General features: G+C 44.8%; 8 protein-coding genes. 2 read left to right on the top strand and 6 right to left on the bottom strand.

Annotated elements, in window-relative coordinates; all coding sequences use genetic code 11:
• Window position 1 precedes the first annotated feature (1 nt).
• The 3 genes from nrfD to AB1A65_RS01830 are packed head-to-tail and all read right to left on the bottom strand — an operon-like array spanning window position 2 to window position 6,331.
• On the bottom strand, window positions 2-1,753 hold the full coding sequence (gene nrfD, locus AB1A65_RS01820) for an NrfD/PsrC family molybdoenzyme membrane anchor subunit (RefSeq protein ID WP_366585026.1): 1,752 nt from the start codon (window positions 1,751-1,753) through the stop codon (window positions 2-4).
• Between the two features lie 31 nt (window positions 1,754-1,784).
• Window positions 1,785-4,922, bottom strand: a complete 3,138-nt coding sequence (locus AB1A65_RS01825; protein WP_366585028.1) for a TAT-variant-translocated molybdopterin oxidoreductase — start codon at window positions 4,920-4,922, stop codon at window positions 1,785-1,787.
• A gap of 32 nt (window positions 4,923-4,954) precedes the next feature.
• Entirely contained in the window at window positions 4,955-6,331 is a 1,377-nt protein-coding gene (locus tag AB1A65_RS01830) for a c-type cytochrome (protein WP_366585030.1), read from the bottom strand.
• A gap of 233 nt (window positions 6,332-6,564) precedes the next feature.
• On the opposite strand from AB1A65_RS01830, the gene AB1A65_RS01835 reads away from it, so the two are divergent.
• Window positions 6,565-6,936, top strand: coding sequence for an SPOR domain-containing protein (locus AB1A65_RS01835; protein ID WP_366585032.1), 372 nt, complete (start codon window positions 6,565-6,567; stop codon window positions 6,934-6,936).
• A gap of 52 nt (window positions 6,937-6,988) precedes the next feature.
• On the opposite strand, the gene infB is transcribed toward AB1A65_RS01835, so the two are convergent.
• From infB to rimP, 3 genes are read right to left on the bottom strand one after another with little or no spacing between them, the layout of a single operon-like run.
• The gene (gene infB, locus AB1A65_RS01840) at window positions 6,989-9,688 is read right to left on the bottom strand and encodes a translation initiation factor IF-2 (RefSeq protein ID WP_366585034.1); all 2,700 of its coding nucleotides are present in this window, start codon (window positions 9,686-9,688) and stop codon (window positions 6,989-6,991) included.
• Between the two features lie 42 nt (window positions 9,689-9,730).
• Window positions 9,731-10,963, bottom strand: coding sequence for a transcription termination factor NusA (gene nusA / locus AB1A65_RS01845; protein WP_366585036.1), 1,233 nt, complete (start codon window positions 10,961-10,963; stop codon window positions 9,731-9,733).
• 13 nt (window positions 10,964-10,976) lie between these two features.
• On the bottom strand, window positions 10,977-11,438 hold the full coding sequence (gene rimP / locus AB1A65_RS01850; RefSeq protein ID WP_366585038.1) for a ribosome assembly cofactor RimP: 462 nt from the start codon (window positions 11,436-11,438) through the stop codon (window positions 10,977-10,979).
• Window positions 11,439-11,760: 322 nt separating this feature from the next.
• On the opposite strand from rimP, the gene AB1A65_RS01855 reads away from it, so the two are divergent.
• The gene (locus tag AB1A65_RS01855; RefSeq protein WP_366585041.1) at window positions 11,761-15,192 is read left to right on the top strand and encodes a PA14 domain-containing protein; all 3,432 of its coding nucleotides are present in this window, start codon (window positions 11,761-11,763) and stop codon (window positions 15,190-15,192) included.
• Window positions 15,193-15,226: the final 34 nt, after the last annotated feature.

The raw sequence follows: 15,226 nt of genomic DNA on the forward strand, positions 1-15,226 counted from the left end.
ACTATTTTTTATTGTTTAACAACTTTGCCTGTCCCGCCCAATCGTCGCGTTGAGCGCGCCCTGGGAACCTTCCGGTTATCGAGTCCAACAAATCATACTCCTTTTTGGTCATTCTGGCGACCTGGGCATAGGTAAATATGCCTATTTCGTTCAAAGTGCGTTCCATTTCAGGACCTACACCTTTTATCTTTTTTAAATCGTCTGGTGTTTCAGTTGCTGGATCAAAAGTTCCTATGGAGCCCAACAATTCGGAAACGCCTACTTTATCACCTACGGTGGGTTTTGGTTCGCCCATCAACACATCATCTGTGATGGATTCCTTCTGACTTACCACCTTGTTGACACCTGCGGGCATTTCATACAATGGTTTTCCGGCATCCCTCAATTTCTTATAGCGTTCACCTGATGATTTCAAGATGGACTTTACTTCCGCCTGTGCAATTACCGGGAACGTTCTTGAGTACAACAGGAACAATACGAAGAAGAATCCTATGGTTCCAATAAATATTCCGATATCCACAAAGGTTGGGGAGAACATGGTCCAAGAAGAGGGCAAGTAATCCCTGTGCAATGAGGTTACGATGATCACAAAACGCTCAAACCACATTCCTATGTTTACCACAATAGATATGAAGAAAGAGAACATGATACTGGTACGCAATTTTTTGAACCACATGAACTGCGGCGAGAACACGTTACAGGTCATCATGGACCAGTATGCCCACCAGTAAGGCCCTGTAGCACGGTTCAAGAAGGCGTATTGTTCGTACTCTACTCCCGAATACCAAGCAATGAACAACTCCGTGATATAGGCACATCCTACGATGGAACCTGTAATCATGATTACAATGTTCATCAACTCAATATGTTGTACAGTGATATATGCTTCAAGGTTACACACTTTACGCATAATGATCAAAAGCGTGTTCACCATGGCAAATCCGGAGAAAATCGCACCCGCAACAAAGTAGGGCGGGAAGATGGTGGTGTGCCATCCCGGAATTACCGATGTGGCAAAGTCAAAGGATACGATAGTGTGTACAGAAAGTACCAAAGGTGTTGCCAAACCGGCCAAAACCAAGGAAACTTCCTCAAAACGCTGCCAATCTTTGGCGCGACCTGTCCAACCAAAGCTCAACAGGCTGTATATTTTCTTTTGGAAGGGTTTTACCGCCCTATCACGAATCATGGCGAAGTCAGGCAACAATCCTGTCCACCAGAATACCAAGGATACGGAAAGGTAGGTTGAAATCGCAAATACGTCCCAAAGCAAGGGTGAGTTAAAGTTTACCCACAAGGAACCAAATTGATTAGGAACTGGAAGTACCCAATAAGCCAACCATGGTCTACCCATGTGAATGATCGGGAACAATCCTGCTTGGATAACTGAGAAGATGGTCATTGCCTCTGCGGAACGGTTGATCGCCATTCTCCATTTCTGTCTAAAGAGCAACAATACCGCCGAAATCAAGGTTCCTGCGTGACCAATACCTACCCACCAAACAAAGTTTGTAATATCCCAGGCCCAGTTCACGGTTCGGTTAAGACCCCAAACCCCAATACCTGTGGAAATGGTATAAATAATACATCCTAGACCCCAAAGGAATGCTATCAAAGCAATGGAGAACACTATCCACCATTGTTTGTTGGCCTTTCCCTCAACTGGAGCTGCAATATCAACAGTTACATCGTGATATCCTTTATCTCCGAGTACTAAGGGCTTTCGAATAGGTGCTTCGTAATGCGACGCCATAATTTATCTTCTAGTTACTTCTTATTATTGATTAAGCCTCGTCTGTGTTTCTTACCTTAACGTGATAGAACACATTGGGTTTTGTGCCCACGTGCTCCAACAAGTGGTACATTCTATCATCTTCCTTCAAATGGGCTACCTTGCTCTCCTTATCATTGATGTCTCCAAAGACCATGGCCCCACTACTACATGCCGCTGAACAAGCAGTCTGGAACTCACCATCCTTGATAACTCTTCCATCCCGTTTAGCATCCAAGATGGTCTTTTGAGTCATTTGGATACACATGGAGCATTTTTCCATAACCCCTCTGGATCGTACGTTGACATCTGGGTTGATGACCATCTTGCCCAAATCATTGTTCATGTTGAAATTGAACTCATCATTGTCACTGTACAAGAACCAGTTGAATCGACGTACTTTATAAGGACAGTTGTTGGCACAATATCTTGTACCTACACAACGGTTGTAAGCCATATGGTTTTGACCTTGTCTACTGTGCGATGTTGCCGCAACCGGACAAACGGTCTCACAAGGTGCGTGGTTACAGTGCTGACACATAACCGGCTGGAAAGCCACTTGCGGGTTGGCTGATGGATCTTCCATTTGACGGAATCCGCCCAAAGAACCATTATCGCCCCAAAGACCATCCATGCTCTCTTTCTTCTCATTGTCCTGCTCAAAAGTATCTTCTGAAGAGTAGTATCTATCAATACGCAACCAGTGCATATCTCGTGAGCGACGGATTTCCTGTTTTCCAACCACGGGAACGTTGTTCTCGGCATGACATGCGATCACGCACGCACCACAACCGGTACAAGCGTTCAAATCAATAGATAGATTGAAGTGGTGTCCGATAGAACGGTCAAAGCTTTCCCATAGGTCAGCATCTGGAGATGTCACCGGAATTTCTTGATGGTTCAAGGAAACATGCGGCATGGGATTCCATTCTGCATGGTCTTTGGTATTGAAGATTTCTAAGGTAGTTTCCTTGATGATATCTCCACGACCCATCAGTGTTTTTTGTTGTTGCACACAAGCAAACTCGTGTTCTCCAGCAGCCTTTTCAACTGTTACGGATTGAACATCGGAGAAATCTTTGTACAATGTATATGCATTGACACCTGTGGCCATTTCATCCTGCATTCCTGCTTTCTTTCCATATCCAAATGAAAGTCCAACAGTACCAACAGCCTGCCCAGGCTGAACGATTACAGGAACATTTTCCAACACCTTTCCATCAACGGTAAGCTTCACATAACTACCATTCACCCCACCATTTGCCACGGTAAAGTTTTCCACGCCCCATTGTTCAGCATCAGCTTTGGAAACCGTTACATAGTTGTCCCAAGAAACCCTAGAAATAGGATCAGGGAATTCTTGCAACCATGGGTTATTGGCTTGTCGACCATCTCCCATACCCACTTTGGAGTACAACACCATTTCGGTTCCGCTACTTGTTGCGTTTACCAAAGAACGTATCGCAGAAGCTATCGGAACGATGCTTGGCTCAACTTCCTCTTCGGTGGACTCAGTGGCAGCAACCATAGGTTGTTGTTCCTCCCCTTCAACAGGAGTAACTGCGGATGGCACAAAAACACCATCCTGAAGTGCTTGGTTCCAAGAACCTCCCTGAAGGATATCGGTACTCCATGTTTCTTTCAGGTAATCGTAGTATGTTTTTTCACTGCCCATCCATGTCAGTAGTGCTGACTGAAATTGCTTGGTATCAAACAATTCCCGGATAGCAGGCTGCATCAAACTATATTGTCCTTTCTTGAATTGCGCATCACCCCAAGACTCCAAGTAGTGGGATGCCGCAGCAACATATTGTGATGCTTGCGCGGTCTCATCATTGTTGAAGGCAAAGGCAACAGAAAGATCTACTTGCCCAAGCCCTGACACAAATTCATCAGCATTTGGAAGGGTGTACACCGGATTCACTCCAGCCATGATCAAAGCACCAACACGACCTGCATTCATATCGGCAATCAACTTGGTTACTTTGGCAACATCCCCTTGACGTACATATTTTGGGTTTTCTGCATCAAACGCCTCACTGGCCAACAATTTGTTGATGGCCAATACAACAGTTTGCGCATGAACATCATTCAATCCAGAAACCACAACTGCCTTACTTCCAGCTTTCTTGATTTGAGCAGCTACATAATCAACTGCTCCATCAACATCTGAGGTACCGCCACCCACATTGCTTCCATTTAATTTGCCATACAATTTGGCCAAAGCAATTTTTTGTTGGGTTGGGGTCATCGGGTAACGCTTATCGGCATTGGCCCCGGTCAATGACATATTGGATTCCAACTGGATATGCTTGGACATTTTGCCGTTTTTGGGCACGCGTCCTTTGGCATAACCACTGTCATATCCTCCACCTTGCCAATCTCCCAAGAAATCAGCCCCGAAAGAGACAATCACATCCGCTTTTTCGAAATCGTAATCAGCCAAAGCACGTTCACCATAAGCAGCATTGTAAGCACTTAGGGCAGCATCTTCCGAAATGGCATCGTAAACAACGTGGTTTACATTTTCACCATATTCTGCTTTGAACTCGGCAATTAATTTATCTGTTGACGGGCTGGCAAAGGTCTGGGTAAGAAGCACAACTTGTTTGTTGCCTCCTTTTAAACTTCCCAATTTGGCTCGTACCGTAGCATCCAATACTTTCCATTCAATAGGCTCACCGTTGGCCATAGGCCCTTGAACCCTCTTGCTATCGTATAGTGTCAGAACAGATGCCTGAACACGGGCATTGGCCCCTCCATTAATCTTTGCATCAGTATTGTTTTCGATCTTAATGGGTCGACCTTCACGGGTCTTCACCAAAATACTGGCAAAATCAAACCCATCTGCAATGGTGGTTGCATAGTAATTGGCCACACCGGGAACAATACTGTCTGGCTGCACCACATACGGAATGGATTTACGAACAGGACCTTCACAAGCTGCCATGGTAGCTGCCGCGGTACTGAATCCAACATATTTTAAGAAATCCCTTCTGTTGGTATTTGAAGCCGACAATTTCTCCTTGTCGCCCAAGAACTCATCCACGGGAATCTGTTCTGTAAATTCGTTATTTCTTAGCGCCTCAACAATGGAATCGTTCGGATTTAACTCCGCTTCGCTTTTCCAATATTTTTTGTTTGATGCCATACGATATATCTGAGATTATCTTCTTTATATTCTTAATAGTGACACTTACCACATTCCAAACCACCCATCATCGCTGCGGTCAAATTTTCAACCCCATACTTTTTGGATAGTTCCGCATGGATAGCTTCATAATATGCATTGCCAGCAACCTTAACATTGGTTTCACGGTGACAGTTGATACACCATCCCATGGTCAGTGGTGAGTGCTGCTCCACAATCTCCATTTCCTCTATGGGTCCGTGACAGGTCTGGCACTCAATTCCCGCAACGGAAACGTGCTGTGAGTGGTTGAAATAGGCAAAATCAGGGAGGTTGTGGATCCTAACCCACTCCACAGGTTGTGCCTCGCCGGTATATTTCTGGTTCTCTTCGTCCCATCCAACAGCTTTGTACAATTTCTTGATTTCTTTGGTATAGAATTCATTGGTATATCCAGAGGCCAAATCTTCTGCGGAAGGCCCTTCTGGATTTCCAGTATATTGATAGATGGACTTGTGGCAGTTCATACACACATTCAATGATGGTATGCCGGAATGCTTGGAAACCCTTGCCGAAGAGTGACAGTATTTACATTCAATCCTGTTATCTCCTGCGTGGATTTTGTGTGAAAAATGGATGGGCTGTACCGGAGCGTATCCTTGATCAACCCCAACCTGCATCATCCACCCGTAAGCAAAATAGGCGCTGGCCAGTAACAGAAAGATGACACTCATCAATACCAAGAACTGGTTTTGTGCAAAAGCTTTCCATAACGGTACGCTCTTTTCCGCTTTTTCCTTTTCAAGGATTACACCATTGGCTTCAGCAATGCGACGCAAGGTCTTATTTACCAAAATCAGCATCACCACCAACAGACCAAACACCAATGCTAGTGCACCTAGAATTATTTCGTTGGAAATTCCACCTGAAGCAGCCCCAGCCTCTCCCGTTCCAGCAGCTGCAGCAGTTGCTTGCGCAGGCGCAGATGGCGGTGCAGCGGTATAGGCCAAAATATCATCAATATCCTGATTGGACAAGGTTGGAAAAGGTGTCATGGCCGCCTGGTTGTACTCGGCATAGATTTTATTGGCATAGGCATCTCCCGAAGCAATCACCCCAGGACTATTCTTGATCCATGCATAGAGCCATTCTTTGTCCAATCCCTCCTCTTCGGAAAGACGTTGCTCCACATTGGCCAAGGCAGGGCCGGTCATTTTACGGTCCAGGGCGTGACATGCGGCACAATTTTGATTGAAGATCTGTTTTCCCTTCGCCGGGTCACCCCCAGCAGCATCGGCAGCAACCTCTTGGGCAGCATCCTCCGCAGTTGCGTTGGCAGCTTCCTCTTGAGCATAAAATGAAGCGGAAAAAAGTAAAAGAGAAAAACCTAAAACTTTAGAAAATAGATGGCGGTATAAAACCTTTTTCATATTATCGAAATTTCTGTCGAAATCTTTGGTATGATTCTTTCTATTGATATTGAGAGCAATAGCTTTTCACCTACCAAAATTGGTGACAAAAGTACGACATAGAGTCATTTTTTGAAATGTTAAGGTATTGATAACATCTAATTTATAAGCATTCTAAATAATAGGCGATTCACTGGTTTAGAACTTAAAGAATTACATTTGTGAAAAATAAAATTAAAAAACACCGAAATCCCATGAAAACACCCGTATTTATTGCATTTCTAACAGGGTTGGCTTTTCAACTTTCGGCACAGGAAGGCACCGTGTCCATACAGCAGGACCCCAGAATAGAGCAACTTGTAAAATTATATGCCGAGGCGAATTCCAAGGCAGAATTTTACCAAATCCAGGTAGGTTTTGGCAATTTTCAAAAAGCACAGAACCTCAAGAACCAAGTGGACATCGATTTCCCGGGATGGTACTCTAAAATAGAGTTTGAATCACCAACCTATAGGGTTCGATTGGGCAGGTTCAGAACCAAATTGGAAGCGGAACGAAAGTATTTGGAAGTCCGGAAAAAATATCCAGACGCCATGCTCTTAAAGCCGGAAAGCAGTTCCCAATAATAAAAAATCCCGCACTTGCGGGATTTTTTATATTCAACCTGTATTTGAAAAATTACAGCTTTTTCTTGACCGCAACTTCTTGGAAGGCCTCCACAATGTCCCCTTCCTTGATATCGTTATAATTCTTTATCTGAAGTCCACAATCATATCCTTTGGATACTTCTTTCACATCATCCTTAAATCGTTTCAACGAAGCCAATTCCCCAGTGTAAATTACCACACCGTCACGAATCAAGCGTACTTGCGAATTTCTAAAGACCTTACCATTGGTGACCATACAACCTGCAATGGTTCCAATTTTTGAAATCTTGAAAGTCTCCCTAATTTCTGCAGTACCGGTAATTTCCTCTTTTATCTCTGGAGAAAGCATACCTTCCATGGCATCCTTCAGGTCGTTGATGGCATCATAGATGATGGAGTACATTCTAATATCGATTTCCTCCTTATCAGCTACCATTCGGGCATTGCCCATTGGCCTTACGTTAAATCCTATGATGATGGCATCTGAAGCGCTGGCCAACAATACATCAGATTCTGTAATGGCGCCAACACCTTTGTGGATAATATTCACCTGAATTTCGTCTGTGGACAATTTCTGGAAAGAATCCGTCAATGCTTCCACAGAACCATCCACATCACCTTTCAATATAATATTCAACTCTTGGAAATCGCCCAAAGCAATTCTTCGACCGATTTCATCAAGTGTAATATGTCGTTGTGTACGGACGGATTGCTCGCGTTGCAATTGCGAACGTTTAGCTGCTATCTGTTTGGCTTCCCGTTCATCCTCAAGCACGTGGAACCTATCCCCAGCCTGGGGCGCTCCATCCAACCCTAAAATTGAAATAGGTGTGGAGGGACCTGCACTCTTCACAGTCTTTCCACGTTCATCCTGCATTGCCTTAACTTTACCACTACAGGTTCCAGCCAAGACATAATCTCCAATATTCAACGTTCCGCTTTGCACCAAAATAGTGGACACATAGCCTCGCCCTTTGTCCAAAAAGGCTTCCACTACGGCACCTGAAGCCAATTTATCAGGGTTTGCCTGCAATTCCAGCAACTCGGCTTCCAACAATACTTTTTCCAACAATTCCTTGACCCCTTGTCCAGTTTTGGCCGAAATGTCATGGGATTGGATTTTTCCACCCCAATCTTCCACCAAAAGGTTCATTTGGGCAAGACCTTCTTTGATTTTATCAGGATTGGCCGTTTGCTTATCAACTTTGTTGATAGCGAATACTATGGGAACTCCAGCGGCTTGGGCATGACTTATGGCCTCCTTAGTCTGGGGCATGATGTCATCGTCCGCAGCAATCACCACAATGGCAATGTCCGTAATTTGGGCACCACGCGCACGCATTGCCGTAAAGGCCTCGTGACCCGGGGTATCCAAGAAGGTGATTTTTTGACCATCAGGCAAGGAAACTCCATATGCTCCGATATGTTGGGTGATTCCACCGCTCTCACCTGCAATTACATTCTCTTCACGAATATAATCCAACAAAGAGGTTTTACCGTGGTCAACGTGTCCCATAACGGTAACAATCGGCGCCCTTGATTTCAAATCTTCTGGAGCATCTTCCTCCTCCTCAATGGATTCCTCAATTTCTGCGGTGATGAATTCCACTTCATAGCCAAATTCATCAGCAACAATGGAGAGTGTTTCTGCATCCAAGCGCTGGTTCATGGTAACCATGATACCCAAGGACATACATGCCGAAATGATTTGGGTTGAGGACACATCCATCATGGTGGCAAGTTCGTTCACAGTAACAAACTCGGTAACCTTTAGGATTTTACTTTCCAGCTCCTGTTGCTCCAGGTCTTTTTCTGTCTGCTGACGGTGCTGATCCCTTTTCTCTCTTCTATATTTTGCGCCTTTACCCTTACTGGATTTTCCTTGGAGTTTTTCCAAGGTTTCACGCACTTGCTTTTGTACTTCTTCTTCGGTAGGCTCTACCTTGGGAGCGGAACCTCGCTGTCCTCTTCTTCCTTGGCCGCCACCACCTTTATTGGGACGTCCGTTTCCAGATTGCGGACCACTTTTAACAATGCGTTTTCTACGCTTCTTTCTATCTGAGCTACTATCAGAAGAGCCACCACTTGATTTTTGCTGCTCCTCTTTCTTCTTTTTGGGCTTGTTAAACTGGGTAAGGTCAATTTTATCCCCTGTAATCTTGGGACCACTCAGCTTTTGGTATTGGGTCTTTATGGTTCCAGATTCTGGCTCGCTTTCCTTTTCTTCAGGTTTTGCTTCCTTTTTTGGCTCCTTGGGCTCCTCTACCTTTTTGGGTTTGGTCTCAGCTTTTGGAGTTTCAGGTTCCTTGGCCTTAGGGGCTTCGGTTTTTTCTTCTGGCTCCTCCTCCTTTGGGGTTTCCTTTTTCTTATCCAAGTCAATTTTGCCAACAGTTTTTGGCCCGGAAAGCTCCGCTTTGGCCTTGATCACCTGTTGTTCGGCATTCTTTTTCTCCCGTGCCAACCTGCGTTCTTCCTGCTCTTGTTCCATCTGGATTCTGATGGCTTCCTTCTCCTTGCGTTTTTCTTCACCAACTTCTTTGGAAGCTACCTTTTTACTCTTATCCGTTTGAAACTCATCCAACAGGACTTGATACACTTCGTCCGTAATCTTGGTAGTGGGGCGTGCCTCTACGTCGTGTCCAACGGAGGTAAGATAGTCCACTGCCCGATCTAGTGAAATGTTCAATTCCCTGAGAACTTTATTAAGTCGTATTGTTGGGTTTCCTGCCATAAATTGTCTTACTTGCCCTAAATTTCGCTGCTAATATATAGTTTAATCTTCAAACTCTTCCTTGAGGATGCGAACGACTTCTTGGATAGTTTCCTCTTCCAAATCGGTACGCTTCACCAAGTCAGACACATCTTGCTCCAAAACGCTGCGCGCGGTATCCAATCCAATCTTCTTGAATTCATCGATCACCCAACTTTCTATTTCATCCGAAAACTCGGTCAACTCCACATCTTCCTCAACGCCTTCACGGAACACATCAATTTCATATCCTGTTAATTGACCCGCCAATCGAATGTTATGCCCACCTCTACCAATGGCCTTGGAAACTTCTTCTGGCTTCAGGTATACTTGGGCGGTTTTTTTCTCATCGTTCAATTTCACTGATGATACCCTTGCAGGGCTCAATGCCCGCGTCACCATCAATTGTGGATTGTTGGTCCAGTTGATGACATCAATATTTTCATTACCTAGTTCACGAACAATTCCATGGATACGGGAACCTTTCATCCCCACACAAGCACCTACAGGATCAATTCTATCGTCATAGGAATCCACTGCCACTTTTGCCTTTTCCCCTGGGATGCGAACAGCTTTTTTAATGGTGATCAAACCATCGAATACCTCTGGAATCTCTTGGAAGAACAATTGTTCCAAGAAAATGGGAGAAGTTCGGGACATGATAATGGCGGGCTTGTTTCCTTTCAATTCCACGCTCTCAATGATACCTCGAACGTTGTCTCCCTTACGGAAAAAGTCAGATGGAATCTGCTTTTCCTTGGGAAGGATGATTTCATTCCCCTCGTCATCCAACAAAATAATGGCCTTGTGGCGGATATGGTGCACCTCAGCGGTATAAATCTCACCTTCCAAGTCCTTAAATTGCTTGTAGATGGTGGTATTATCATGCTCATGGATCTTGGAAATCAGGTTTTGGCGCAACGCCAAAATGGCCCTTCTTCCCAAATCTATCAATTTTACCTCTTCAGAAACATCTTCGCCCACTTCAAAATCGGGCTCAATTTTTCTGGCCTCAGACAATGAGATTTCTTCATTGGGTTCTTCCACTTCACCATCCTCGACCACCACACGGTTTCTCCAAATCTCCAAATCCCCTTTATCTGGGTTGATGATGATATCAAAGTTATCATCGGAACCAAATTTTTTCTTGAGTGCATTTCGGAACACATCTTCCAAAATGGCCATAAGGGTCACCCTGTCAATAAACTTATCGTCCTTAAACTCCGAAAAGGATTCGATGAGCGCTAGGTTTTCCATTTTTGATCTACAATTAAAATTTTAATATCACTTTTGCTTGTTGAATGTCAGAATATGCAATTTCCTGCTTCTTCTGCACGGTAACTTTTCCTTTACCCACTGGTTTGGGCTCACGGGCCTTCCACTCCAAGGTAATACTATTTTCCGAAGCCTGGGTCAAGGTGCCTTCCAATTCCTCAGCCTCTGTCCTAACCTTTATTTTTCTTCCAATATTCTTATGGTACTGACGCGGTAACAGAAGTGGCGATGTAGCTCCCGCAGAGGTGACTTCCAAGGAAAAGTCTTCTTCCTCACGATCCAAATTGTGCTCAATGGCCCTACTGATGTCCATACAATCCTGAAGATTGACACCTGTATCCCCATCCAAAATCACTCTGATGTTGTTATCTCCGCCCACCGTAAAATCTATCAGAAACAACGATGGATGCTCCTCCAAAGCCTTATCTAACAGCGACTTCACTTTCTCCTTAAACATAAGAATTCAGTAATAAAAGAGGGGACCTAAGTCCCCTCATGAATACTTTTATATCCGTTCAGTGGTGCAAATATACGACAATTAATACAGGATGTGCAACCCAAGTCGAACAAAACTCATTTTGCCCCAGTATTTTAGTGAAAACGCACTACCAAACTCTGGTGAATCCGGGTTAATTCAACCTCTCTATCATTTTACTACAAAACTGAGCAGCAAGAAACATTACAAATCAAGGGTTAAACATCCCTATTCTCCCATTTCACAACAAATATTTTCCAATGCCTCATATGAAGGTAGCTTTGCATATAAATCAACGTAGAACATGACCTCAACTTTGTTCACTGAGGAGATAGCACCTAGAATTTCCAAAAGCCACAAGGCACTTTTGGCATTCTTCTTATGGGGGACTTGCCTTTCTTTCTCGCAAACTACTATTTGGAGTGAGAACTTCAATAGCTATGCCAATGGAACGGAAAACGGAACGGCTTCTGGACCTTCTGCAACAGCATGGACCACAACGCTAACAGGAGCTGTTTGGGTACAAAGCAACCGTATTGAGGCCAATAATTTGGGTACCGAGGGCATCTGGCAGACGAATGCCATAAACATTTACGGTTATACTTCGGTTAGTTTTAGTTTGGATGTGGCCACTATGGCTGCCACAAATCAATTTGAAGCAGGAACCGATTATTTTATTGGTGAATATCGAATCAATGGCGCTGCCTCGTGGACCGAGTTTGAAAATGCTTCTGGAGATTCCAGCCCCTCAGATCCTTTAAATCCATCGTATACAGTAAACCTGCCTTCCACAGGATCAACCTTGGAAATCAGAATACGATTTTACAATACCGCAAACAACGAAACATATTACATTGACAATGTTTCGGTACAAGGAACCCTTCCCTTCTGTTCGGGTGAAGTAGATTTTGAGTTCTACGATAGTGTTCCTTCAGGAAATACAGTGGACAATATTCCCACCAGTGGTGCATTGGGCACAGGAACTTACACCAGTTTTGATGTGGATGCCCTTCAAAACCAAGAAGACCCCGGGGATACCAATACCTTCAGTATTCGATACGATGGCTATATCCAAATCAACACTGCAGGTTCTTATACCTTTTACACCTCTTCCGATGATGGCTCGAAACTCTATATTGATGGGGTTCAAATTGTAAACAACGATGGACTTCATGGCACACAGGAAAGGTCAGGTACCGTAACACTTACCACAGGACTACATGATATTCGAGTGCTTTTCTTTGAAAACAGTGGTGGTGAAACCTTGACCGTTCAGTACCAAGGCCCTTCCATCTCCAAACAGAACATTCCTTTTTCCATACTTTATTCGAACTGTAGTGCTCCTGTGGCCGATTTGGACGGTGATGGCATTGAGGACAGTGCGGATGTTGATGATGATAATGACGGTATTTTAGATACCGACGAATGTGGTGGCACAGGAGGAAATTTTGTGCAAACCGCAACAAATTTGGCCTTTTTTAGGAGTCCAACAAATGCTCAGGGATCTCCTGGAACCACCTACGCTTACAATTCAACATCCACCTACGAAGGACAATCTGAAATACTATTGCAATTTGCCCAACCCATTACTGTAGGTACTTCCGTAAGTGTATTTTTAGGAGCAGACCCCGGAGTGTCCAGCACAGATATGCAAGTGCAACGTTCCTCTGCTGCCGGAGGAAGCGATGGTTGGTTGGCCGGCGCCAATGGCACAACCCCAGGTTCCATTCGAGAAGTGACCTTTACCGTAAGTGGCACTAGTTTACAATACATTAAAATAATAGCATGGAACGTTGGAGCTCGAGTGTATGGCGCCAGTTACGGTGGAGCTGTGGATTGTACCACAGTAGACACCGATGGAGACGGAATCCCCAACTATCAAGATTTAGATAGTGATGGAGATGGCATCCCAGACAATGTGGAAGCCCAAACTTCATTAGGATATACGGCACCATCAGGCTCTGATTCGGATAATGATGGTTTGGACAACGCTTATGAGTCTAGTGGAATTTCCCCTGTAGACTCAGATTCAGATGGTACTCCCGACTTTATGGATACAGATAGCGACAATGATGGCACTAACGACACCAGCGAAGCAGCCTTGACCCTTTCCGGAACAGATAGCGACGGGGACGGTTTGGATAACGCTATAGATACCACAACCGGGTATGGTGATCCAGGGGGAGATATAGACAATCCGTTGAACACCACAGGGGGGACACTTATGCTTCCTGACTCTGATGGAGATGTGGCTTCTGGCGGTGATTTGGATTTTAGGGATGACACTGTGGATGCTGACGAACCACCTTCAATTACAGCCACGGGCGATCAAGAATTCTGTCCTGGCAATGCCATTGCCATTGTGGAAAGTGTTTCCATTGAAGATCCGGATGATACCACTTTGGATGCCGTCTATATTCAAATTTCATCAAACTATGATGTTTCCGGTGATATTTTAAGCCTCACAGGGACGCACCCCAATATTACTTCAAGCTGGGATGTTTCCGAAGGAAGGTTGACCCTGACCGGGCCAACAACTTTGGCAGAATTCGAAGCAGCCGTAGCCGCCGTTGAATTCCAAACCACGGCAACAGTGACCTCAGGAGATACCCGCACCTTTTCAATTGTTTTGAATGAGGCCAACTACTTGGAATCAACCGGGCATTATTACGAATATGTGCCCTCTTTAGGCATTACCTGGACCAACGCGCGTGATGCAGCTGCCTTGCGAACCTTTTATGGCTTACAAGGCTATTTGGCCACTATTTCCATTCAGGATGAATCCGATCTTTTGGGTTCTCAGGCGCCAGGCGCTGGATGGATCGGAGCCAGCGATGCTGCTTTGGAAGGCGATTGGTACTGGGTAACCGGACCCGAGGCGGGAACCCTGTTCTGGCGTGGAACTGCAGGAGGAACCGCTTTTGCCTACGAATTTTGGAATGGTGGCGAGCCCAATAATAGTGGAAATGAAGATTATGCCCACATTACCGCACCGGGGGTAGGTTTGCCTGGGTCATGGAACGACCTTTCCAACACTGGAGCGGGTAGCGGAGACTATCAACCTAAAGGATATTTAGTAGAGTATGGTGGTATGCCGGGAGACCCACCGTATCCCAATTTAGCAGCCACTACAACCATTACCGTGGATTATACAGATCCAACTGCAACGGCTCCTTCACCAGTAACGGTGTATTGTAGCGCAGATATTCCCGCAGCTGATGTTTCCAGTATTACGGATGAAGCGGATAATTGCGACCCAAGCCCTACCGTAACTTTTATTAGTGATGTCAGCGATGGGGGAACAAATCCAGAGACCATTACCCGAACGTATCGTATTACGGATGCCTCTGGCAATTCAGTGGATGTTTACCAATTTATCACCGTAACGCCTTTTACCATAACATCACAACCAACCGACCAAAATGTGGTGGTGGGCAACAACGGAACTTTTTCAGTAACTACTAACGGTGCGGATACCTACCAATGGGAAGTAAGCACCAATGGTGGTGGTTCTTTTGCGACCATTACGGATGGGGCCGAATATTCAGGAACGCAAACGGCCACACTGACGGTGACCAGTCCAGATATGGATAAAAATGGCTATATCTATCGCGTGCAGGTATCCAATTCAGGATCTACCTGTGGGGATTTAACCTCCAATGAAGCCACATTGAACCTTACCGTTGGTACCGTGATTACCAACCGTAGAATTACCTATAGAGTGAATAAAAATTAACATAGACATACAACCAAACCAATACTATGGGAAG

This window comes from Allomuricauda sp. ANG21 (assembly GCF_040705235.1).
Lineage (GTDB): Bacteria > Bacteroidota > Bacteroidia > Flavobacteriales > Flavobacteriaceae > Flagellimonas > Flagellimonas marina.